The sequence below is a fragment of the Bradyrhizobium sp. BR 10289 genome (genome assembly GCF_019455385.1).
Taxonomy (GTDB): Bacteria; Pseudomonadota; Alphaproteobacteria; order Rhizobiales; family Xanthobacteraceae; genus Bradyrhizobium.
In genome coordinates this window covers 368,706-391,143 of sequence record NZ_JACOFR010000002.1, presented here as the reverse complement: position 1 = coordinate 391,143, position 22,438 = coordinate 368,706, and the positions used below count along the sequence as shown (strand labels likewise).

The following is a 22,438-nucleotide window of genomic DNA, read 5'->3' as shown; positions in this document are numbered from 1 at the left end:
CCATGGCCATCCAGATCTCGACCGCGCTTGCGATCTACTTCGTCATCTGGTGGATCGCGCTGTTCCTGACGCTGCCGTTCGGCGTGCGCAGCCAGCACGAGGACGGCGTCGGCGCCCCCGGCACCGACCCCGGCGCGCCGATCCTGACGCGGATGGGGCGCAAGCTGATCTGGACCACGATCATCTCGGCGATCATCTACGGCCTCGGCATGGTCGCCTATCAGGCCGGCTATCTCTCGATCGAACGCCTGTCGAAACTGATGGGCATGCCGTTTTAGCTTCACCTCTCCCGAAGGGAGAGGTCGGATCGCATCGCAAGATGCGATCCGGGTGAGGGGTTACGCTCTCACCGTATATTGCGGCCCCTCACCCGGATTGCTGCGCAATCCGACCTCTCCCCGTTGGGGAGAGGTGTAAGACCTCGCCGACAGACCTTGCCTGGTTTCATCACTAGCTTAGAGTTTTGCGCTCGCTTTGTTTTTGGGGGGTAACAAATGACTTTTCAACGGATCGTCATCGCGCTTCTGGTGCTGATCGTCGCCGGCCTCGGGGCCATCGGCTATGTCGAGTGGAAGATGGCGCTGCAGGTGCGAACGCTGAAGGCCTTTGTCGAAGGCTATGTCTTCAACGAGGCCGTCGCGGCCTGCGAGCAAGCCAAGAGCTCGACGCCGTTCAAATGGAATGGAGGCAAGAGCACCTCGGTGATCGGCCTGAACTCGGTCAAAACGGACAAATACAGCGTCTTCGCCAGCTACACGCTGGTGGCGGACAGCGTCTATTGCGATTACGATCCGATCAAAAGAAAGGCCGAGATCGGCTCGAGCTTCCTGGAGCGGGAGTAACGATCCGGACCGAGCGGGGCATGATCCGGAATAATGCGAAGCGGTTTTCCGACAGGATCATGCCCACATAAAAAGGGGATGGGATCGTCATGGCGCAGCAGCAGGCGGGCGACTATCGGATTCTGCATGAGGCCGGCTTGCGGGATCATCTCGCAGGCCTGTCGGACCTGAAGGCGCTGCTCGGCGGCGATCCGGCGTCCTGGTCGATCACCGAAGTCGGCGACGGCAATCTCAACCTCGTTTTCATCGTCAAGGGCGCGCGCGGCGGTGTCGCCGTGAAGCAGGCGCTGCCTTACGTCCGCCTTGTCGGCGAAAGCTGGCCGCTGCCGCTGTCGCGGGCGCACTACGAATATTTGGCCCTGTCGAAGCAAGCCCAGCTCGCGCCCGGCCTCGTGCCGGCCCTGCTGCACCACAATGAGAGGCTGGCGCTGACGGTGATGGAGCTGCTCGAGCCCCACATCATCATGCGCAAGGGGCTGGTGGCCGGGACGCAATACCCGCGCTTCGTGGACGACATCACCACCTTCACGGCGCGCACGCTGTTCTTCACCTCCGATCTTGCGCTGCCGGCCGCCGGGAAGAAGGAGGCCATCGCCGCCTTTGCCGGCAACCACGCGCTCTGCAAGATTACCGAGGACCTGATCTTCACCGATCCCTACCGCATCGCCGAGCAGAATCGCTGGACCGCGCCGTATCTCGACGGCCTCGCGGCATCGATGCGCGATGACATGGAGCTGCATGTCGCGATCTCGCGGCTGAAGCTGAAGTTCATTGCAAGCCCGGAAGCGCTGCTGCACGGCGATCTCCACACCGGCTCGATCATGGTGACCGAGAGCCAGACGCGCGTGATCGACCCGGAATTCGCCTTCTACGGCCCGATGGGCTTTGACGTCGGCGCCGTGCTGGCCAATCTCCTGATGGCCTATTTCGCCTCCGCGGGTCACGAGCGCACGCCGGGTGAGCGGCAAGCCTTCGAGCGATGGGTGCTGGAGACGGTCGAGAAGGTCTGGATCGAGTTCGCCCGAAAATTCCTCGATCTCTGGCGAACGCAGGCTCGCGGCGATGCCTATCCGGTCTCGCTCTTTCCCGGCGAGAAGGGCGCCATGCGCCTCGAGGCCGAGCGGCACGCCTACATGCAGCGCCTGTTCACCGACACGATCGGCTTCGCTGCCGCCAAGTCCATCCGCCGCATCTTCGGCCTTGCCCACAACGCCGATTTCGAGCTGATCGCGGATTTGAAGTCGCGGGCGACGAGCGAGGCGCGCGCCGTGCGGCTCGCGCGCGGGATGATGGTGGAGGCGGCAGCGTTCCGGACGATCTTCGACGTGACGGGTGCTGCGCGGAAGCTGAGGGACTGGCAGCCGGAGTTATCGGGCTGAAGACATTGAGCGAGGCGCATCTCCGAAGGGGGAGAGTAGAACACTAATACAGCCGCACCGGCAGCAGGACGCCATGCTCGACCAGCAGCCCCCAGCTCTCGTTGGCCGCGACCTCGAACTCCTGGCTGCGGGCCGCGCTGCCGTCCACCGTCAGGGTGATCTTGTATTTGCCCGGCGACAGATCGAGCTTTTGGCTGGCCGGCAATTCGCCGGCTGCGCTCTCCGAATTTGCCAGATGCTCTCCGGCGCGCGCCGCCAGCTTGATGATCCGCTCGTTGACGGTAACGACGGCCGACTCGTCCGTCCTGTTGCCGAGCATCAGCCGTCCTTGCTCCGGCTTCGGCAAGAACCCTGCCATTGCGACACGCGGCTTGTGCAGCGACAGGTCGGCGATTGTCCTGCCGTCCTGACGGGTGAGCCGAAGCGAGGCCGGTCCATCCGGCGTCGTGAAGGCGATCACGGCCCGATCAGCCTCGACCGCCGCGCCATCCGTCTCGGTCCAGCCGTTTTTGGTGAGGGCGGCGCGATAGAAGCCGAGGACGCTCTCGAGATCGAGGGGGAGCTCGACGTGAGCCGACTGGATGAAGGGCGAGTTGTTCGCGGTGATCAGGCCCCAGCCCGCGGGCAGTGGCAGGCCGACGTCCGCGGACATTTTGCTCTCGAAGGTTCGGCTTGCGGCCTGGGCCAGCACCCTGAGGCCATCGCAAAGCAGGCGCTCGCCGAGATAGTCGGGAGAGCAGCGGTCCCTGAGCGCCCACCAGATGTCGGCCACATCGCCATTTGATCGCGAGGTGTGGGACCAGCCGGCCTGGATGGTGCCGTTCGAACCGTCCCGGGCATCGTCGGGCGTGACGGGGATCGCCAGCGCGGCTGTCGCGGCGAGCAGACCGCCTGCGAGCAGGATACCTAACGTTCGGCCTTTCATGTGTCCGCGATCCTTATTTTCCGCGATTCCCGGGGCTCAGATAACGATCCCAAGCTTGGTCGCATCGATCGCGAAAAATGTTCACTGGTTCGCCTGCGCCATGACGCAGCGCGTCAATCGGCGGATTGCATCACCGCAGCATGCAACCTCTCCCACGGGGCGCCCGCTGCCTCAGGAACCGGCATCAATTGCCACCAAAACGAAGCTTGCTTTCGACAGGTGACGAATGATCAAATCCCTGATCGGAATACCTGCGCTGGTGAGGGACCCATGATGTTCAAGAGAGTGGCGCTCGTCGCCGGGTTGGGACTGGCGCTCGTCGCCACGGCAGAGGCCCAGACGCCGCGCAAGGGCGGAACCATCCGCATGACCGCGCCTTACGGCTCGAGCTTCACCAGTCTCGACATTCACACCACCCAGCGCGCCCAGGACGAGATCTACGCCAAGGCCCTGCATCGCTCGCTCTACATCTGGAATTCGGCGGAAGGCAAACCGGTGCTCGAGCTCGCCAGGGAGGATGTCGTCTCGGGCGGAGGCCTGGTCCACACCTTCAAGCTGCGCGACGACGCCTATTTCCACAATGGCCGCAAGATGACCGCCGACGACGTCATCTGGTCCTACAACCGCATCATGGACGGCGCCAAGGCCTATCCCGGGGCGCGCTATGTCCGCGTGATCGAGGGGGCGGCCGCGGTCGAGAAGGGCCAGGCCAAGGAGATCTCCGGGCTGAAGAAGATCGACGATTTCACAATCGAGATGAAGCTGACCGAGAAGGTCGATCCAGGCTTCTATTTCTTCACCGCGCTGACGTCGATTTATCCCGCGGACGAAGCCGCCAAGGACGGTTTCATCCAGAAGCCGATCGGCCTTGGCCCCTACAAATTCGTCGAGCACGTGCCGGGCTCGCGCATCGTGCTGGAACGGTGGGAGAAATTCTACAAGCCCGGCAAGCCCTATGCCGACAAGGTCGTCGTCGCGGTGATGGGCGAGGCTGCGGCGCGCGATGTCGCCTTCCGCAACAAGGAGATCGACACCTCCGTGCTGGGACCTGCGCAATATGTCGCCTACCAGTCCGATGCGGCCCTCAAGGGCACCGTCGTCGAGGTCGCCGAGGTCTTCACGCGTTACATGGGGATGAATCCGGCCTTCAAGCCGTTCACCGACAAGCGCGTCCGGCAGGCGATCAACTACGCCATCGATACCGATCTGATCATCAACAAGCTGGTCAAGGGCAAGGCCTATCGCGCCACCAGCTGGCTGCCGCTGACCTCTCCGCTCTACGACAAGGAGATGAAGCCCTACGCCTATGATCCGGCCAAGGCCAAGCAGCTGCTCGCAGAGGCCGGCTATCCCAACGGCTTCGAATTCGAATGGACCACCAGCCAGAACGAGAGCTGGGGCCTGCCGATCGTGACGGCGGTGATCCCGATGCTGGACAAGGTCGGCATCAAGGCCAAGGTCAAGCAGGTCGAGGCCGCCGTGCTGTCGGAGGTGGTCCGCAGCGGCGACTACCAGGCCTTCATCTACTCCCAGCAGACCGGCCCGGATCCGCAGGCCGCGCTGAAATGCTTCCACTCGGCGACGCCGCAATCGGCCTGCAACTACATGAATTTTAGGAACGCCGAGTTCGACAAGCTGATCGACGAGGCCGGGCAGGCCGACGACATCGCCAAACGCGGCCAGCTGCTGCAAAAGGCCAATGCGCTGCTCTACGAGGAGGCGCCGGTCTGGTTCTTCAATTACAACAAGGCCGTCATGGCCGTGCAGCCCTGGCTCCACGGCGTTCAGCTCAACGCGACGGAGCTGACCCATCAGAATGTCGAGGACCTCTGGGTCGACGAGACCTCGCCCGCGAAGTGACGTCGCGCTCCCTCCGTCGCCACAAGCGGTGGAGGGAGAGAGGACAAGTGCCGATGCTCTCATTCCTGATCCGCCGTCTGCTGCAAACCATTCCGACCGTGCTCGCCGTCGTGCTGCTGGTCTTCGTGCTGTTCAGCGTCGTTCCCGGCAGCATCGCCTCGACCATGAGCGACGATGCCGATCCCCAGGTCGAGCTGCGCCTGAAGAAACAGCTCGGCCTCGACGATCCCGTCTACCTGCGCTTCGGCACCTATGTGGCAAGGCTCGCGACCGGCAATCTCGGCGCCTCGTTCCGCACCCGCGAGCCCGTCACGACCATGATCGCCAAACGGGCCTGGCCGACGCTGCAGCTGATCTTCGCATCCATGGCCTTTGCGGTCGTGCTCGGCGTGCCCCTCGGCTTCGTCGCGGCGTTGCGACCCGGCGGCATCGTCGACAGCGCGGCGATGGTGTTGGCGGTGTCCGGCCTGTCATTGGCAAAGTTCTGGCTTGGACTGCTGCTGATGTATTTGTTCGCGCTGAAACTCGGCTGGCTGCCGAGCTTCGGCTATGGCGATGGCGGCGGCAAATATCTGATCCTGCCGGCCGTGACGCTCGGGGTGTCGCCGATGGCGCTGCTGGCGCGGACGACGCGCGCCGCGGTGCTCGAGATCATGACCGCGGATTTCGTCCGCACGGCGCGCTCGAAGGGCATGAGCGAGGTCCGCGTCGTGAAATGGCACGTGATGCGCAACGCGCTGGTGCTCATTCTCACCACCATGGGCCTGCAATTCGGGGCGCTGATGGGGCAGGCGGTCGTCGTCGAAAAGCTGTTCTCGTGGCCGGGCATCGGCTCGCTGCTGGTCGACAGCGTGCTCCAGCGCGACATTCCCGCCGTGCAGGGCTCGATCCTCGTGGTCGTGCTGTTCTTCCTCGCGATCAATCTCTTGATCGACTTGCTCTACGGCGTGATCGATCCCAGGATCAGATACGCATGAAGCTCCGCGCCAATCTCGTCATCGGCGGGGCGCTGTTTGCGCTCGCGATCCTGGTCGGGCTGCTCGCGCCCTGGCTCGCGCACACCGATCCCGTGCTCGACGCCAACCTGATGAATGCGGAGGAGCCCCCCAGCTGGACCTGGTGGTTCGGGACCGACGGGCAGGGCCGCGACATCTATTCCCGCGTCGTCTACGGCGCGCGCATCTCGCTGACGGTCGGCATCGTCTCGCAGCTGATCAACAGCGTCATCGGCGTCGCGTTAGGGCTGAGCGCCGGCTATTTCGGCGGCTGGTGGGACGACGTGGTCAACGCCCTCACCAATCTCATGCTCGCAATCCCCTCGCTGATTTTTGCGCTCGCCATCATGGCCGTGCTCGGACCGGGACTGACCAGCCTCTTGATCGCGCTCGGCCTGACCAACTGGTCCTTCACCTGCCGGATCGCGCGGGCCTCGGCGCTGTCGCTGCGGAGCCAGGGCTATGTCCAGGCCGCGACCGTGCTCGGCTACGGCGATTTTCGCATCATGTTCACGCAGCTGCTGCCGAACATGCTGGGCCCCCTCATCGTCATCGGCACGCTCGGCATGGGCAGCGCCGTCCTGTCCGAAGCCGCGCTGTCGTTCCTCGGCCTCGGCGTCCGCCCGCCGTTCCCGAGCTGGGGCAGCATGCTGTCGGAGGCCCGCGACCAGATCACGACGGCGCCGTGGCTCTCGGTCTTTCCAGGGCTTGCGATCTTCCTGACAGTGCTCGGCCTCAATTTGCTCGGCGATGGCCTGCGCGACAGCCTCGATCCCCAATCGCGGAGCCGGCGGACATGACGGCCGCGCCGCTGCTCGAGGTCGAGGACCTGCGCATCGATCTCGACGATGGTGCGAGGCGCGTTGCCGCCGCCGAGGGCGTTTCATTCCGGATCTCACGCGGCGAGACGTTTGGTCTCGTCGGCGAATCCGGCTGCGGCAAGAGCATCACGGCGCTGTCCCTGATCGGCCTGTTGCGGCCGCCGCTGTCGATCGGGAGCGGCGTCATCCGGTTCGAGGGCAGGGAGATCCAGCATCTCTCCGCGGCGGCACAGCGCGACCTCCGTGGCAATCGCATCGCCATGATCTTCCAGGAGCCGATGACGGCTCTGAACCCGGTCTCGCCGGTGGGCCGGCAGATCGCCGAGATGTTTGTGCTGCACAAGGGCAAGAGCTGGCGGGAGGCCAACCAATTGGCGGTCGAGGCGCTCGCCAGCGTCCGCGTTCCCGCGCCGGAGCGGCGCGTCCACGATTATCCGCACCAGCTCTCCGGCGGCATGCGCCAGCGGGTGATGATCGCCATTGCGCTGGCCTGCGGCCCGGACCTCTTGATCGCGGACGAGCCGACCACCGCGCTCGACGTCACCGTGCAGGCCGAGATCATCGAGCTGATGCGCAATCTCTGCGCCGAGCGGGGCACGGCTATCCTGATGATCAGCCACGATCTCGGCCTCGTCGCCAATGTCTGCCGCCGCGTCGCCGTGATGTATGCCGGTCGTATCGTCGAGGAGCGCGGCTCGGCCGATATCTTCCGTGCGCCGGCGCATCCCTATACGCAGGGCCTCGTCGACTCGTTGCCGCGGCTCGGCAGCCGTGCCGCGCTCGGCCGCACCAGGCTCAAGGAGATCGCCGGCGTCGTCCCGGCGATCACGAGCTTCCCCGATGGCTGCCGGTTCAATCCGCGCTGCGCGCAGGCGAGCGATATTTGCCGCACCAATGCGCCGACCGCGGATTTCCTGGAGGCCGGCGGTCTGGTGAGATGTCATCACCATGCATGAACCCAGGGACAGAGCGGTCGAGCGGAAGCCGGACGACGATGTCATTCTCAGCGTCGAGGATCTCGCAGTTCATTTCCCGTTGGCTGGCGGTCTCTTCAGCCGCGACCGGCGGCTGCTCCGCGCCGTGGATGGCGTCGATCTCACGCTGAAGCGCGGCGAATGTCTCGGCCTCGTCGGCGAGTCCGGCTCCGGCAAGTCGACCGTCGCGCTGTCGATCCTTGGGCTGCAGGCGCCGACGCGGGGCCGTATCGTGGTGGACGGGCAGGCCGTGACGGACGGGCCGTCCAGCGATCGCAAGGCCCTGGCCCGCACCGTGCAGATCGTGTTTCAGGATCCCTACGCCTCGCTCAACCCGCGCCAGACCGTCCGCCGCACGCTGGAGGATCCCCTGCGCGTGCACGGCGTGACCGCGGCAAGCGAGATCGAGGACCGCGTCGCGACCATGCTGCGGCATGTGGGCCTCCGGCCCGAGCAGGCGGGCCGCTACCCCCATGAATTCTCCGGCGGCCAGCGCCAGCGCATCGGCATCGCGCGTGCACTGATCCTCAATCCCAAAATCGTCATCTGCGACGAGCCGGTCTCGGCGCTCGACGTCTCGATCCGCGCCCAGATCATCAATCTGCTGCTGGAATTGAAGGACACGCTCGGTCTCTCCTACATCATGATCAGCCACGACCTCGGCGTCGTCGAGCACATGAGCGACCGGGTCGCCGTGATGTATCTCGGCCGCATCGTCGAGAACGGCCACTGGCGCGAAATCTTCGAGCGGCCCGCGCACCCCTATACGCAGGCCCTGATCGCGGCGATCCCCGATCCGCTGCGCCATGCCCCGTTGGCAACGACCGGCGGCGATCTTCCCAACCCGCTCAATCCGCCGAATGGATGTGCGTTCAGCCCGCGCTGTCGTTACGCGGAGGATGTATGCCGCCACGAGCCGGGGCCAGTGCTCGGGACGCGGCCGGATGGGCATACGGTAAGGTGCTGGCGAGCCGATGAGATCGCCGGTTCGGGAGTGCTCGCCGCGACCGAATGAATCCTTTGAGTGCTACCTGGCCGCAATTGCGGCCAGGTAGCTGCCGGGCATCGTCTCAGTGGTGCATCTTCTTTGCGCGAGCCGGCGGCAGCAGCACCGTGTCGATGACGTGGATCACGCCATTCGACGTCTCGATATCCGGCTGGATGACGTGCGCGTCGTTGACGCGAACGCCGAAGGTGCCGTCGACCTCGACGGGCTGGCCCTGAACGGTCGCGACCTTCAAGGATTTGCCGGCGACGTCCGCAGCCTTAACGCGACCCGGAATGACATGGTACTTCAGGATGGCAGCGAGCTTGGCCTTGTTCTTCAACAGCCCCTCGACCGTCCCGGGAGGCAGCTTGGCGAACGCCGCGTCATTCGGTGCGAACACCGTGAAGGGGCCCTTGCTCTTGAGCGTGTTCACCAGGCCTGCGGCTTTCACGGCCGTCACCAACGTGGTGAACGAGCCGGCCGAAACCGCGGTGTCCACGATGTCGGCGGCGCGCGCGACGGATGGTCCAAGCAGGCCAGCGGCCACGGCTGCGGCAGCCACGAACTTACGAACAGCAGGCGTCATCAGGTTCTCCAGCTATAGTTGAAACCATGCAGAGGCGGGGACGCATCCGAGGCGCCCCGCATCATGCGGTCAATTGCGATAGACCTGCCGGAAACGACGAGGCCCGCTGCCTGGATCACCGCACCTCACGAAAATCCACACGACGCGTGCGACTGCACGTTTGGCAACAGGACGTGGTACGAACGTGCGGTGCCCGGCCGAATGATGCCTTCAGCTCAGGGTCTTGATCACGAAGTCCTTGAGCCGTTGTGCGGGAAGCGGCAGGCGGTCCCGCTCCAGGATCGCAATTTCCGTGTCCTTGAGATCAGGCAGCGGTTTTCCATCGACGACGTGCAGATCGGGCGGGACCATGTCCTTGGGAAGCACGGTGATCCCAAGCCGGGCCCGGACGGCGGCAAGCGTGCCGGCGAGCGATCCGCAGGTATAGGCGACCCGCCATGACCGCTTGGCACGGTCGAGCGCTTCCGTTGCACGCTTGCGATAGACGCAGGGCTTGGGCGAGACCGCGAGCGGCAATGCGCCTTGCCTGAGATCGATGCCGCCGGTCACCCAGACCAGCGGCTCACGCCAAACCCGCGTGCCTGGAATTTCGATGGAACGCTCGCGCTTGATCAGCGCAAGATCGAAGGCGCCTTTGCGGAAGCGCTCGATGAGATTCATCGTGAGGTCGCAGGTCACCTCGAGATCAACCTGGGGATAGGCGTGGGCAAACCGGGCGAGCACGTCGGGCAGATGGCGCGTCGCAAAGTCCTCGGGTGCACCCAGGCGGACCAGTCCCCGCATCGCCGGCTCCCGAATGCGCGCGACCATTTCGTCGTTGAGGTCAAGCATCCGTCGCGCGTAGTCGAAGAACGTGTCGCCTTCCGGCGTCAAGGCCACCGCTTGGGGGGATCGTTCAAGCAACTTGCTCCCGACCAGCTGCTCAAGCCGGCGGACCTGCAGGGATATCGTCGACTGCTGCAAGCCAAGCGCCTGTGCGGCGCGCGTGAAATTGCCGAGCGAAACGATGGTCACGAATGACCGGATCAGGTCGATATCCACATTCGAGCGTGCGCGAGGCATCATCATTGCCATTTTTAATGGTAATATTCAATATAATCAATTTTCTTGAATGACAACAAGAAGCTATCTAGCCCTCGTCCAATCCCAACCCGCAGGAGGTCTCTTGCTCGCGCTCGCTGTTCAGAATCTCGCCTCACCGTCAGTGCTGTTCTTCAGTATGGGGATCGGTGCCTCGCTCGGCCGGTCGGACCTGTCGGTGCCGGAGGCGATCGCACGCTTTCTCTCGCTTTATCTTTTGATTTCGATCGGCTTTCGAGGCGGCGCCGAGGTTGCCCATCAAGGCCTGACCCTGGCGCTGGTGCTGACAATCGTGGCGGGCATCGTGTTGTCGGCCGGCTTGCCCTTCATCGCCTACGTGATGCTGCGGGGGGCCGGGCTCGACCACGTCAACGCTGCGGCCGTTGCCGGCCACTACGGATCGATCTCGGCGGTTACATTCGTTGCCGTGACCGGTGTGCTCACTCAGCTTGCTCTACCGTATGACGGCCACATGATAGCGGTTGCAGCCGTGATGGAGACGCCAGCGATTTTCTCGGCGCTCTTGATCGCGCGCAGCGGGCACCAGGGCGTGAAGGGACAATTTTCAGGAGATTTCCTGCGTGAGATCGCGCTCAATGGGTCGATTGTCGCCTTGCTCGGCGCGTTTGCCGTCGGCTGGATCACCGGCGAGCGCGGCATGGCCTCGCTCAAGCCTTTCCTGCTCGATGCATTCCCTGGCTTTCTTTGCGTCTTTCTGCTCGACATGGGTCTGATCGCCGGGCGCGGTCTACGGGATGGCTGGAGATCGCTTTCGATTGCAGTCGCCGGCTTTGCTTGGGGCATGCCGCTGATCGGCGCGGCGTTCGCGGCACTGTTCGCCTGGCTGATCGGGCTTTCGGCCGGCAGTACGGCAATCCTGATGACGCTCGGCGCATCTGCCTCCTACATCGCCGTGCCGGCTGCGATGCGGCTCGCCCTGCCGGCGGCAAACCCCGCGATCGCCCTCACGCTCTCGCTAGGTCTGACTTTTCCCTTCAACCTTATCGTCGGCATTCCGTTCTACATTGCCGTTGCTCAGATGGTCGCAGGGTGAGCGCATGCAGTTGTTTGCCAGGAAGCGGATCGAAATCCTCATCGAACGGGCGCTGTTGAAACGGCTGGCCGACGAGCTCGACCGCATAGGAGAGATCCCTTACTCGGTCGCTCCGCTCGCTGGGGGGCGTGGTCGCGCCGGGCGGTGGGAAGCAGACGGCCAGGTGGGGAAAGCCGCCGGCATGTTCGTTCTCTGGTGCATCGTCGATGCGGCCCGGACGGACGACCTGCTCAAAGTCCTTTTTGCCATCGTTGCCCGCCAAGTGGGGCTGATCTCCGTGAGCGACGTGCAGGTGTGCGGGCAGACCTGATGCTAAACCCGTCGCCCAAAAGATGGTATGAGGCGGTTTTGGGAGGCTGGCGTGCGGCGGCGCAATTTTCTGATGAGCTTGGCTGTTGTGGCGAGCGGATGGCCAATCGAGGGACGTGCGGCGAAACCGCCGGTTCGGATCGGCTTTCTGTGCGCGGGGTCCGCAACGTCCCAGAACTCCATCGATACGATCCGAACGATCAAGCAGTCGCTGTCTAGACAGGGGCTCGTCGAATCCCGTGACTATGAGTTCGAGGATCGGTACGCCGCAGGGGATTATGATCGGTTTCCGGCACTGGCCAGGGAGCTGTCACAGGCAGGGGTCAGCATCGTTCTTGCGAACACGATCGCGTCTGCGCGCGCTGCCCAGCAACTGTCCCCGTCAGTGCAGGTCGTCATGATCGGGATCAATAATCCCGTGGATGTCGGGCTCATCGCCAGCCTCGCAAGGCCTGGTCACAACACCACGGGCATGTCCGTCCTGGCAGAGGATCTGACGCCGAAATTGCTCGACCTCGCGCGGGAGTTGCTGCCATCGGCGAAATCGATTGCCGCATTGTTCAATCCATCGAACCCCTCCAATCCGGTTCTCTTGGAACGCCTGCAGAAAGCCGCGGGGTCGGCCGGAATGACGGTGGCTGCCGTCGAGCTCAAATCGGCCTCGGGCCTGGAGACCGCGTTTGCCGGCATTGCCGCCAGCCGGCCTGATCTGCTGGTCCTGATACCGGATCTCGGGACCACCGTTGATCTCTCGGAGAACATCGCTTCATTTGCGCGCGATCGGAAGCTGCCGAGTATCTCCATCGTCCCGGACTATGCGCGGCTTGGCGGACTGATGGGCTATGGCGTGCCCTCGCGCGATCTGTTCACGAAAGCGGCGTATTTTCTGAAGCGCATTCTCGATGGCGCCAATGCCGGTGACCTGCCGGTGGAGCAGCCCACACGCGTCGAATTGGTGGTGAACTTGAAAATCGCAAAGGTGCTTGGGGTCGACGTGCCTGCGACGATGGTTACTCGCGCCGACGAGGTGATCGATTAGCAGGCCTCGTGACGCCCCCTGGCCATGATGCGAGCGCAATTGGCGGAATGCGGGCGTCGCCTTGAGGCATTCCATTCGCAATCGCACGGTCCATCTGCGCGATCCGCTTGATCCGGATATGATTTAAGCGTGCTGGCAGGTGAGATTTCGGCTATCCAGAGCAGATTAGCAACGGGGCGCCGCAGATGGTGTCGGCATTCAATCGGCCAGCGCCCCGCTATGAGAGTCGGGTGATCGGCGAGCGGTTCCATCTGGACCTGCCGCCGACCGTGCTGGCGGGAACCGCCTCGGTCGCGCCGATCGGGTTCACCCGCCTGTCCAGCGATCGCGCGCTCAGCCTGCACCGCGTACGAATTTTACAAGAGGCTGGGGTACATGGAGGGAGGCGCGGTGTTCGATGATGGAGGCATACCACACGTGATGATGCGCAAGAAATTGCAGCTATGAACTTACGATCGGCTGAATCGACCGAAAATCTGTTCCGCCGCAGGGGATCAATCGATGGAAGTCATAACCTGTCGAACCAAATCAAGAAAAGTCGCGGAGTGAATTCCCCTCTGGCGTTCGTTCAAGTCGACGACCTGAACGGCGACCAGATGCTTCTCCGGCACGATCACGATCAGCTGTCCTCCGTAGCCGGACGCAAAGATCGCGTCTTTTCCCCAAGCGCCGGCATCGAGCGTCCACCACAAATAGCCATACCCGCGGTCATTTCGATCGGTTTCCGAATAGGCCTTGGTCGACTCCGCCGTCCATCGGGACGGCACGACGGAAACGTCGTTCCATCGCCCTTTGTTGAGGAACAGCAACCCAAAACGGGCGAGATCACGCGCACTCATGCTGAACACGTACGCGCGATAGAGAGAGGAGGCATCTCCGACGAATGTCCCGTCATGAGCCGAGAAATCTTGCATCCCGATGGGACGCGCAATCAGCTTCTCGAAGCTGTCGAACACGTTCGAGCTCGTCGCCTTCTCATAAATTGCACCAAGCGCGTTGAAGTCCCAGTTGTTGTAGTACCAGAACGTTCCGGGGGAATGAGCGCCGCGCGGCGGGCGCGTCGATTTCTGTTCGCTCGTCTCGTAAGCCGCCGGGTGATAGACCCCCGAGCGGGCCATGAGGAGCTGACGAACCGTTGCATGCTGCTCGTCAGCCGTCAGGGACGGCGCGATGTCGTCGATGCCGAGCTGGGCGAGGGTGCTGTCGATGTTGATCTGGCCGCGGTCGATGGCGAGACCGTAGAGAGCGCTCAGGAAGCTCTTCCGAACAGAGCGAACATTGACCTTGCGGCTGACGTCTCCCGATGCCGCGACCACGAGGCCGTTCTGCACGACCATGATCGCAGTTGGCCTATATTTGCGAGCATAGCTCTGGACAGCGCCTTGAACCGGTGAGGGTGGCGTGGGTCCGGCAGCACCGAGGAACTGCCATTCGATCCCGGGCTCAGCGCTCGCCCACCCTGAACAGAACAGCACGATCGCGATCAGTGCTGAATACCGCATGATCATGGTTGGCTCGATGATTCGACAGGCGTTTGGAGAAGGGCGAGGGAGACGACGTGGGTCGCCTATCACGAACTCGGGGGCGGCTCGAGCTGCGTGCTGCGCGGACACCCGGTCGTTGCCATGATGACATCCTACTCCTGTTTTGCCCGACGTGTCAAGCCGGAATTCGGAAAAATCGTAGCTCCCTCTGGCGCCCAAAAATTCCTCAACGATTTGTACTGTGCATGGGGTTGTTTTCGCATTTTTGTTTTGCGGGCGGGCTACTCCGCCGCTTCTTCCCTCAAGCGCTGCGCATAGACATTGATGATCAGCGCCGCCAGCAGGATCAAGCCGCGGATCAGGATCTTCAGAAAGCTGTCGATGTTGACGTGGTCGAGGCCGTTGTTGAGGACGCCGAGGACGAACAGTCCGACGATGGTGTTGCCGATGCCGCCGCGGCCGCCGAACAGGCTGGTGCCGCCGACGACGACGGCGGCGATGGAGTCGAGCAGATAGGTGTCGAACTCGTTCTGTTGCGCGCTGCCGAAATGGGCGACGCCCAGCATGCCGCCGATGCCGGAGCACACCGCCGAGATCACCATGACGCTGCCCAGGATGAGCTTGACGTTGAGGCCGGCATATTCGGCGGCCTCGCGATTTCCCCCGACCATGTAGACGTAGCGGCCGAAGCGCGTGTAGGTCAGCACCAGGTGGCCGCCGAGCAGCATGAGGGCGGCGACGATGACGATCCAGGGGATGCCGCCGATCGATCCCGAGCCGAGCGTCGTGATCAGGCCGGGTACCTTGTAGGCGATCTGGCCGCGCACCAGCAGCGCCGAGATGCCGGCCGCGATCTGCATCATGGCGAGCGTCATGATGAAGGAGGGGATGCCGATCACCGTCAGCCCCAGCGCATTGACGAGGCCGAGGGCTGCGCAAAGCAGGATCGACAGGACGATCGCAACCGCGCCGGGCAGGGGAATGTTGGCGATGTTGACGTAGGACTCCTGCAGCGTGAAGTAGGCGACCGCGATGCCCGTGACGTTGGCGATGCTGGCGATCGAGAGGTCGATCTCGGCGCACAGGATCACGAAGGTGAGGCCGACCGCGATGACGCCCGTCACCGACACCTGCGTCAGGATGTTGCCGAGATTGTCGAGCGTCGCGAAGGAGGGGCTGGCGAAGGCGAAGAAGGCGGAGAGGAAGATCAGCGTCAGGAACGGCGCGATGTTGCGCATCTGCGAGCGCAGGAACGGCGCAAGGCCCCGCGCCCCCCGAGCCGCCGCGAAAGCCGTGTCACTGCTCATGTGCTTCTCCGTCACGCCGCTTCCAGCAGGCGGTCCTTGCTGACCGGCTCGTTCCTGAATTCCCGCACCACAGCGCCACGCTTGAGCACGAGGATCCGGTCGGCCAGCGACAGCACCGTTTCCGGCTCGGTCGACAGCACCAAGATCGCGAGCCCTCTGGCGCGGAGGTCGCGGACGATGTTGATGACGTCGTTCTTGGCGCCCACATCCATGCCGCGGGTCGGCTCACACAGCACCAGCAGCTTGGGCGGATAGGTCAGCCACTTTGCGAGGGCCACCTTCTGCTGGTTGCCGCCGGAGAGCATGCCGAGATCAAGGCCGACCACCGGCGGCCTGATCTGCAATTGCTCGACCTGGCGCCTGGCGATCTCGCGCTCCTGCGCCGGCCTGAGCAGCAGCGCGGAGATGCGATCCAGAATGCTGATCGAGATGTTCTTGTAGACCGGCTCCTGATGAAACAGCATGTCGCGCCGGCTCTCCGGCACCAATGCCACGCCCGCGCGCCGCGCCGCCGCCGTGCTGGCAAAAATCTTCGGCGTGCCGCCCACGAGAAGCGTGCCGCTGTCCGGCTTCAGCTTGCCGAACAGGATGCGGGACAGCTCCTGCTGGCCGCAGCCCATGAAGCCGTAGACGCCGAGCACCTCGCCGGCGCGGGCCTCGAAGGAAATGTCCTTCAGGCTGCGGGCCAGCGAGAGCTGGTCGACCTTCAGGACCACCGGGCTGGCGCTCGGCTCCGGCAGCATCAGATCGTCGGAATAGCTGTGCTCGAGCGCTTCGCCGCCGCGGCCGATCATCGCCTCGATCAGCGCGCCCTTGCTGGTCGCCGATGACGCGGTCTCGGCGACCTTGCGTCCGTTGCGGAACACCGTGACGGTGTCGGACACGCGAAGGATGTCCTCGATGAAATGCGAGATGAAGACGATGGCCGTGCCTTGCTCGCGCAACCGCCGGAGGGTGGCGAAGAGCCGCTCGACCTCGGGCGGGGAGAGGGCCGAGGTCGGCTCGTCCAGGATGACGATACGGGCGCCCGAGAACAGCACCCGCGCGATCTCGATCAGCTGCTGCAGCCCGATGGGCAGGTCACCGAGCCGTGTCATCGGATCGACGTCGATGCCGAAGCGAGAAAGCTGCTCGCCGGCCTCGCGCGCCATGCGCCGCCATTGCACCAGGCCAAGGGCGTTGGTCGGCTGGTTGCCGAGGAAGACGTTCTCGGCGACGGTGAGGTCGGGCGCGACGGAGAGCTCCTGATGCACCATGGCGATGCCGGCGGCATGCGCGTCGCGGGCGGAGCGGAAATGCGTCTCCTGGCCGTCGACCAGGAAACGGCCGGAGAACTCGCTATGCACGCCGGCGATGATCTTCATCAGCGTGCTCTTGCCGGCGCCGTTCTCGCCGACGAGACCATGGATCTCGCCGGCTGAAAGCGCGAAGTCGACACCACGAAGCGCCTCGACGCCGCCGAAGCTCTTCGTGATGCCCTGCAACTCAAGGATGGGCGGACGCACCTCTCGCATGGAAGCTCAGATCAGGAAATGATCCTGCATCCACTGCATCCCGGCGGCATTGGCCTTGGTCACGACAGGCCCATCGGTGACGACGTTCTTCGGAATGCCCTGGCCGCTCTTCTCGCCGCCGACCACGGCGGACACGCCCGCGATGATGGCGCCGCCATGGATGCGGCAGGATGGATTGCGCACGGTCGCGAACATGCGGCCTTCGGCGACGGCCTGGATCGCGGGCGGCATGGCGTCGACGCCGCCGATCAGGATGTTGGTCCGGCCGCGCGCCTTCATGATGTTGTAGGCGGCGAGCGCCATGTCGTCATTGTGGAAGAACGCCGCATCGATCTGCGGATATTTGGTCAGGTAGGTTTCCCAGAGCCGCGCGGTCTTGGAGACGTCCCAGTCGGCCGGCTGGGTGTCGAGCACCTCGATGCCGGGGAACTGCTTCACGACGGCGTTGAAACCCTTCGCGCGGCCCTGCGCGCCGGTGTGGCCGAGACCGCCCTGGGTCATGATGATCTTGCCCTTGCCACCCATGGCGTTGCACAGCGCCTGGGTCACCGAGGCGCCCATGAACTCGTTGTCGGGGGCGAGGTAGGAGTGGACGTTGATCTGGTCGAGCGGCGCAATCAGCGTGTCCATGTCGATCACGGGCGTGCCCGCGTCGATCATCTTCTGCACGGGCTGGGTGAGGGTGCCGATGCCGGCGGCCTGGATCGCGACGAAATCCCATTTCTGCGACGCCATGTTGTCGACCGCCGCGCGCTGCTTCACCGCATCGAGCTGGCCGTCGAACCAGGTGACCTCGACGTTGAACAGCTTGCCCCAGAATTCCGCGGCCTGCTTGCCCTGCGCGCACCAGGTGGCCTGAAGGCCCGCATTGGAGAACGCCGCCTTCAGCGGCTTCTCGCTGCGTCCGACTTCGGCTGCCAATGCGGGATTTATGCCCATGCTGCCGAGAATGGCCGCTCCGGCGCCGGCGGCCGCTGCCGCCTGAAGAAGATCGCGCCTCGTCGTCGAGAAATCTTTGGTCCCGGACATCGCTCGCTCCCATGTATTTTTCGTCGGCGCGTCATTGCGTGCGCGACCGATCGGCGAAAGTCTCTCACAATCGCAGAGTTCACGCCACCCAATCTGCAATTGTGCGGGATGTCGCGAGCATCGTTCCCTCGACGAATTGGCTACGCTGCGCGCGGAAGATGGCTTGCGTTCGGGACTCTGTTCGCACGGACGTCGATGCGCCAAGGAGATGAGATCAGTGCTGCGCATGGCCGCGAGCCTGAAGCTCTACGTGATCGGCGCTGCGGGAGCTTTCATCGGCGCTTCAGCCCGAGGACAAAAAAAGAGCGGGGCCCTGGCCCCGCTCAAAAATTGTGTCGACCCTATTATCCCCGATTCTAAGATTTGCTCTTGATTGACGGGGCGACGCTGCGTTTTGCGCGCCAGGGGCTCCTCCCGAGACTTGGACCACCAGACTTCGACCTCGCGGTTCAGCCTGAGCAAGAGGATGCTAGATCAACTTTTCTCACTTGTCATCATTTTCGGCAATGATTGTTCAAAATAACAGCAGCGTACGAAATGATCGGGCTGTTTACCGAGTAAGCATATGACAAATATAAGAAATCTGTGGACGAGGCAGCTTGCCGGACTGCCTTAAATGCCGGACGTCCCGGTCCGATGGGGCGCTCCGACCACAGTTTTCGAGAAATTTGCGGTGGTCCAGGACGGCGGCGGAACTGACCTCGACTCAGGGCGAGCTGAGGTGTTTAGTTAGCGCACGAACGAATGGTTCGGTGGATGCGCGCTCGGCTGCAAAAATTCCTACCCTTGGTCCTGCTCGCTTTGGCGATGCAGGTGCTGGCGCCGATCGCCGCCTGCCTGGCGGCGAGCCAGGCCGTGGCGGATCCGCTGTCCGCCGCGGTCATCTGCCATAGCGCGAGCGAGCAGGGTGGTCTGAAGGACCAGACCGGCACGCCTACAGCGCACGCCGGAGCGTGTGCGCTCTGCTGTCTGGCACAGGCGAACGCCTCGCTCGATTCGCCGCCGCAAATTGCGCTGGCCATTCCCTTCCGCCACGTCGAGCGTGTGGTCTGGCGTCAGGCGGATGCCTCCATTGCTTTTGCTCCCAGGGGCTCGAACGCCCAGGCGCGCGCGCCACCTCGATTGTCCTGACGACCCCCAGTGTCGCCGCGGTTCGTCCGTCGGCGATCGATGCTGTCGAACAGCCGGGAAGAAAGCCGGCGTCAGGAATGCCCCATGTTATGTCGTCATGCCCGCCGCGGCGTGAGCGTCGTTGCCGTCCCGGCCGCGCTGCTTGCGTCGTCGTGCGGAGTTTTTGCCCAAAGCAGCAGCGCAGTGTTGCCACAGGTCACCGTCGATGCACCCGCCGTGGCGAAACCCAAGCCGCGCAAGCCGGCTGTGCACAGAGCCGCAGCCAGGAGCCAGTCGGCAAAGCCTGCCAGCGAGCGGGCGGCCCCCATCGTCGCCAGCGAACAGGGGACGGGGGGCGCCCGTCCGTCGCTGGATCCGCCGGCCGCTGTTGCACGCTATCAATTGCCGCAGCGTTCCTTCAGCGTCACGGCCAGGGAGGTCGACGAGACCATCAACCTCAAGGATCCCGAGGATGCGGTCAAATACATGCCGAGCCTGTTCGTGCGAAAGCGCAACGACGGCGACAACAATGCTGTGCTCGCGACGCGAAGCTGGGGCCTGAATTCCAGCGCACGCACGCTGATCTACTACGACGAACTCCTCATCTCGGCGCTGATCGGCAACAACAACACCAATGCCTCGCCGAAGTGGAACCTGATCTCTCCCGAAGCAATCGGACGTATCGATTTCCTCAACGGCCCGTTCGCGGCCGCCTATCCCGGCAACTCGATCGGCGGCGTGCTGCTGATTACGTCCAAGATGCCGGACAAGCCGTTCGCGACCGCCAAGGAAACGATCTCGGTGATGCCGTGGAATCAGTACGGCACCAAGGACACCTACGTCACCAGCCAAACCAGCGCCGCCGCGGGCGATCGCGAGGGTGCACTGTCGTGGCTCGTCAGCACCAATTATCTCGACAGTTTTCAGCAGCCGCTGACCTACACGACGAGCGGCGCGATCCCGGCCGGCACGACCGGCACATTTCCCGCGTTGACCAAGCAGGGCATTCCCGCCAATGTGGTCGGTACGGGCATCCTCGCCCATTCGCAGCAGACCTCCGGCAATATCCGCCTCGCCTATGATGTGACGGCGCAGGTGCAGGCGACCTATTCGTTCGGTGTCTGGAACAACCACCAGGTCTCCGATCCCCAGACCTATCTGCGGTCAACGGCGAACGGGCTGCCGACCTTCAACAACATCTCGACCTTCGCGAACGCCAAATATATCTGGGACGAAACCCATGTGAGCAACGCGGTCGCGATCAAAAGCGACACCAGGGGGATTTTCGATTTCGACCTGTCTGCCTCGAGCTACAACTATCTCGAAGACGCTCAGCTCAATCCCTACACCGTGACCCCGACCGGCGTCGGCTTCTCCCAGAACGGCAAGATTCAGCGCATGGACGGCACCAATTGGCAGAACGCAGACGCCAAGGGCATCTGGCGTCCACTCGGCTATGGTGGTGCGCACGAGGTCAGTTTTGGTATTCACGGCGATCGCTACCGCCTGGAGAACCCAACTTATGGCTCGGCCGTCTGGTATCAGGCCTCGACCACGACGGGGCAGCTCTACGCGAACAGCGAGGGCGAAACCCGCACCGGCGCGCTCTGGCTTCAGGATGCCTGGAAGATAAAGCCGAATCTGAAGCTGACGCTGGGTGGGCGGCTGGAGACCTGGCAATCGCTCGATGGCCAGAATGTCGTGACTCTGGCCAATGGGGCAGGTGCCGTCACTTCGTCGTTCATGACCAATCAGCCGGGCCTTGCATCGACGAATTTCTCGCCGAAGGCCTCAGTCTCCTACGATCCGAACGAGGATTGGAACGTCACATTCAATTTCGGCGAGGCCTATCGCTATCCGACGGTTCTCGAGCTCTATCAGAACGTGACCGTCGGCAATACGATCACGGTGGCCAATCCCTTCCTGAAGCCCGAGCAGGACTTCACCGGCGAACTCAATATCGAGCGCCACTGGGATGACGGCCGTATCCGGTTGACCCTATTCAGGGAGCGGACCAACAGCGCGATCATCGCGCAGACCAACATGATCAACGCGACTCAGAGCGCGACGACGTTCAGCAATGTCGATGCGATCAGGTTGCAGGGCGTGGAGTTGTCCGCCGACAAGGATAACGTCTTCGTTCGCGGTCTGCAGTTATTCGGCAGCGTCACCTATGTCGACTCCCGCATCCTGGCCGATGCGGGGTGGGCCGGATTGGATCCCTTGACCAACGTGGCCACGACCGTCGTCGGCAAGCGCGTGCCTTACGTCCCGGACTGGCGCGCCAAGTTCGGCGTGACCTATCGGCCGAACGAGAGCTGGGCGTATACGGTTGCGGCACGCTATAGCGGTAAGCAGTACTCGACGCTCGACAACACCGATCGCATCTCCCACGTCTACGGCGCGTTCGATAACTTTTTCGTTGTGGACTTGAAGATGCACTATAACGCAACGAAGAATCTCGCGTTGGACTTCGGCATCGATAATCTCTTCAACGAGCAGTATTTCCTGTTCCATCCGTTCCCGGGGCGAACTTTCGCTCTCGCGGGCAAATACACGTTCTAACGGCTGGGATGACATCTATGACAAGAAAGGCAAACGATATGAACAAGCTCTCTCGCATCCTCGCGCTCGCAGTGCTCTCCGCCGCAACGTTCGCCGGGCTCGCGCGTGCTGAGGACATCAAGGCCGGCGATCTCGTCATCTCGCAGGCGTGGAGCCGCGCGACTCCCGGTGGTGCCAAGGTTGCGGGCGGCTATCTGACCATCGAGAACAAGGGCGCGGCGGCCGACAAGCTGGTCAGCGTGACCGCCGACATCGCGGGCAAGGCCGAGGTCCACGAGATGGCGATGGACAATGGCGTGATGAAGATGCGCCCGCTCGACAAGGGTCTCGTGATCGATCCCGGCAAGACGGTGAAGCTCGCGCCCGGTGGCAATCATTTGATGCTCCAGGAGCTGAAGGGGCCGTTCAAGCAGGGAGACAAAGTTCCGGTGACGCTGGAGTTCGAGAAGGCGGGCAAAGTCAGGGTCTTGCTCGATGTGCAGGCTGTCGGCGCGCAGGCGCCAGGCGATGGCGGGCAGATGATGAAGAAGATGCACGATCATTCGGGAATGAAAATGTGACGACCATGATCTGGACT

At 63.4% G+C, this 22,438-nt stretch carries 22 protein-coding genes; 15 read left to right on the top strand and 7 right to left on the bottom strand.

Translation table 11 applies throughout. The annotated features are described in order from the left end of the window. The first annotated feature begins 2 nt into the window (after positions 1 to 2). The 3 genes from HYH08_RS05345 (at position 3) to mtnK (ending at position 2,221) form a co-directional block, all read left to right on the top strand. Positions 3 to 278, top strand: coding sequence for a DUF1467 family protein (locus tag HYH08_RS05345; protein WP_220008701.1), 276 nt, complete (start codon positions 3 to 5; stop codon positions 276 to 278). 216 nt (positions 279 to 494) lie between these two features. Next, positions 495 to 842 carry a hypothetical protein gene (locus HYH08_RS05340; RefSeq protein ID WP_220008700.1) on the top strand — a complete coding sequence of 116 codons (348 nt, stop codon included), beginning with the start codon at positions 495 to 497 and terminating at the stop codon, positions 840 to 842. Positions 843 to 931: 89 nt separating this feature from the next. Continuing rightward, on the top strand, positions 932 to 2,221 hold the full coding sequence (mtnK, locus tag HYH08_RS05335) for an S-methyl-5-thioribose kinase (RefSeq protein ID WP_220008699.1): 1,290 nt from the start codon (positions 932 to 934) through the stop codon (positions 2,219 to 2,221). A gap of 43 nt (positions 2,222 to 2,264) precedes the next feature. Here mtnK and HYH08_RS05330 read toward each other — a convergent pair whose 3' ends face one another. Next, positions 2,265 to 3,146 (bottom strand): hypothetical protein, encoded by an 882-nt coding sequence (locus HYH08_RS05330; protein ID WP_220008698.1) that lies wholly within the window; start codon positions 3,144 to 3,146, stop codon positions 2,265 to 2,267. Positions 3,147 to 3,416: 270 nt separating this feature from the next. On the opposite strand from HYH08_RS05330, the gene HYH08_RS05325 reads away from it, so the two are divergent. Genes HYH08_RS05325 through HYH08_RS05305 form a run of 5 tightly spaced genes read left to right on the top strand, consistent with a single transcriptional unit; the run spans position 3,417 to position 8,811 of the window. After that, a complete protein-coding gene (locus HYH08_RS05325) occupies positions 3,417 to 5,006 on the top strand; it encodes an ABC transporter substrate-binding protein (RefSeq protein ID WP_220008697.1) in 1,590 nt (529 codons plus the stop codon). Between the two features lie 53 nt (positions 5,007 to 5,059). Continuing rightward, complete coding sequence (locus HYH08_RS05320) at positions 5,060 to 5,983, top strand: ABC transporter permease (RefSeq protein WP_220008941.1); 924 nt, start codon at positions 5,060 to 5,062, stop codon at positions 5,981 to 5,983. Next, positions 5,980 to 6,801, top strand: coding sequence for an ABC transporter permease (locus tag HYH08_RS05315; RefSeq protein WP_220008696.1), 822 nt, complete (start codon positions 5,980 to 5,982; stop codon positions 6,799 to 6,801). The genes HYH08_RS05320 and HYH08_RS05315 overlap by 4 nt, the downstream gene beginning before the upstream one ends. Then, positions 6,798 to 7,778 carry an ABC transporter ATP-binding protein gene (locus HYH08_RS05310; protein WP_220008695.1) on the top strand — a complete coding sequence of 327 codons (981 nt, stop codon included), beginning with the start codon at positions 6,798 to 6,800 and terminating at the stop codon, positions 7,776 to 7,778. Before HYH08_RS05315 ends, HYH08_RS05310 begins: the two co-directional genes overlap by 4 nt. Next, positions 7,771 to 8,811, top strand: coding sequence for an ABC transporter ATP-binding protein (locus HYH08_RS05305; protein ID WP_220008694.1), 1,041 nt, complete (start codon positions 7,771 to 7,773; stop codon positions 8,809 to 8,811). Before HYH08_RS05310 ends, HYH08_RS05305 begins: the two co-directional genes overlap by 8 nt. Before the next feature lie 55 nt (positions 8,812 to 8,866). Here the strand turns inward: HYH08_RS05305 and HYH08_RS05300 are convergent, their stop codons facing one another. Both HYH08_RS05300 and HYH08_RS05295 read right to left on the bottom strand, forming a co-directional pair. After that, entirely contained in the window at positions 8,867 to 9,370 is a 504-nt protein-coding gene (locus HYH08_RS05300; protein ID WP_220008693.1) for a fasciclin domain-containing protein, read from the bottom strand. Positions 9,371 to 9,580: 210 nt separating this feature from the next. Next, positions 9,581 to 10,438: a LysR substrate-binding domain-containing protein gene (locus HYH08_RS05295; RefSeq protein ID WP_228747545.1), complete on the bottom strand. Its 858-nt coding sequence runs from the start codon at positions 10,436 to 10,438 to the stop codon at positions 9,581 to 9,583. Positions 10,439 to 10,535: 97 nt separating this feature from the next. Here HYH08_RS05295 and HYH08_RS05290 point away from each other — a divergent pair, with 97 nt between their 5' ends. The 4 genes from HYH08_RS05290 to HYH08_RS37865 all read left to right on the top strand — a co-directional run bounded on the left by HYH08_RS05290 (position 10,536) and on the right by HYH08_RS37865 (position 13,299). Then, positions 10,536 to 11,504: a sodium-dependent bicarbonate transport family permease gene (locus tag HYH08_RS05290; RefSeq protein ID WP_220008692.1), complete on the top strand. Its 969-nt coding sequence runs from the start codon at positions 10,536 to 10,538 to the stop codon at positions 11,502 to 11,504. A 4-nt stretch (positions 11,505 to 11,508) separates the two neighbouring features. Beyond that, a complete protein-coding gene (locus HYH08_RS05285; RefSeq protein WP_220008691.1) occupies positions 11,509 to 11,814 on the top strand; it encodes a P-II family nitrogen regulator in 306 nt (101 codons plus the stop codon). Positions 11,815 to 11,865: 51 nt separating this feature from the next. Then, positions 11,866 to 12,852: an ABC transporter substrate-binding protein gene (locus HYH08_RS05280; RefSeq protein WP_220008690.1), complete on the top strand. Its 987-nt coding sequence runs from the start codon at positions 11,866 to 11,868 to the stop codon at positions 12,850 to 12,852. Positions 12,853 to 13,101: 249 nt separating this feature from the next. Then, positions 13,102 to 13,299, top strand: a complete 198-nt coding sequence (locus HYH08_RS37865) for a GNAT family N-acetyltransferase (RefSeq protein ID WP_502787394.1) — start codon at positions 13,102 to 13,104, stop codon at positions 13,297 to 13,299. Between the two features lie 47 nt (positions 13,300 to 13,346). On the opposite strand, the gene HYH08_RS05275 is transcribed toward HYH08_RS37865, so the two are convergent. The 4 genes from HYH08_RS05275 to HYH08_RS05260 all read right to left on the bottom strand — a co-directional run bounded on the left by HYH08_RS05275 (position 13,347) and on the right by HYH08_RS05260 (position 18,186). Continuing rightward, a complete protein-coding gene (locus HYH08_RS05275) occupies positions 13,347 to 14,360 on the bottom strand; it encodes a serine hydrolase domain-containing protein (RefSeq protein WP_220008689.1) in 1,014 nt (337 codons plus the stop codon). A 257-nt stretch (positions 14,361 to 14,617) separates the two neighbouring features. Further along, the gene (locus tag HYH08_RS05270; RefSeq protein WP_220008688.1) at positions 14,618 to 15,643 is read right to left on the bottom strand and encodes an ABC transporter permease; all 1,026 of its coding nucleotides are present in this window, start codon (positions 15,641 to 15,643) and stop codon (positions 14,618 to 14,620) included. A gap of 11 nt (positions 15,644 to 15,654) precedes the next feature. Next, positions 15,655 to 17,157, bottom strand: coding sequence for a sugar ABC transporter ATP-binding protein (locus HYH08_RS05265; protein WP_220008687.1), 1,503 nt, complete (start codon positions 17,155 to 17,157; stop codon positions 15,655 to 15,657). A gap of 6 nt (positions 17,158 to 17,163) precedes the next feature. After that, positions 17,164 to 18,186: a sugar ABC transporter substrate-binding protein gene (locus HYH08_RS05260; protein WP_220008686.1), complete on the bottom strand. Its 1,023-nt coding sequence runs from the start codon at positions 18,184 to 18,186 to the stop codon at positions 17,164 to 17,166. Between the two features lie 756 nt (positions 18,187 to 18,942). On the opposite strand from HYH08_RS05260, the gene HYH08_RS05255 reads away from it, so the two are divergent. The 3 genes from HYH08_RS05255 to HYH08_RS05245 all read left to right on the top strand — a co-directional run bounded on the left by HYH08_RS05255 (position 18,943) and on the right by HYH08_RS05245 (position 22,421). Continuing rightward, the gene (locus tag HYH08_RS05255) at positions 18,943 to 19,317 is read left to right on the top strand and encodes a DUF2946 domain-containing protein (RefSeq protein WP_220008685.1); all 375 of its coding nucleotides are present in this window, start codon (positions 18,943 to 18,945) and stop codon (positions 19,315 to 19,317) included. A 183-nt stretch (positions 19,318 to 19,500) separates the two neighbouring features. Continuing rightward, positions 19,501 to 21,861 (top strand): TonB-dependent receptor, encoded by a 2,361-nt coding sequence (locus tag HYH08_RS05250; RefSeq protein WP_349631399.1) that lies wholly within the window; start codon positions 19,501 to 19,503, stop codon positions 21,859 to 21,861. Positions 21,862 to 21,899: 38 nt separating this feature from the next. Further along, complete coding sequence (locus HYH08_RS05245) at positions 21,900 to 22,421, top strand: copper chaperone PCu(A)C (RefSeq protein ID WP_220008683.1); 522 nt, start codon at positions 21,900 to 21,902, stop codon at positions 22,419 to 22,421. Positions 22,422 to 22,438 lie beyond the last annotated feature (17 nt).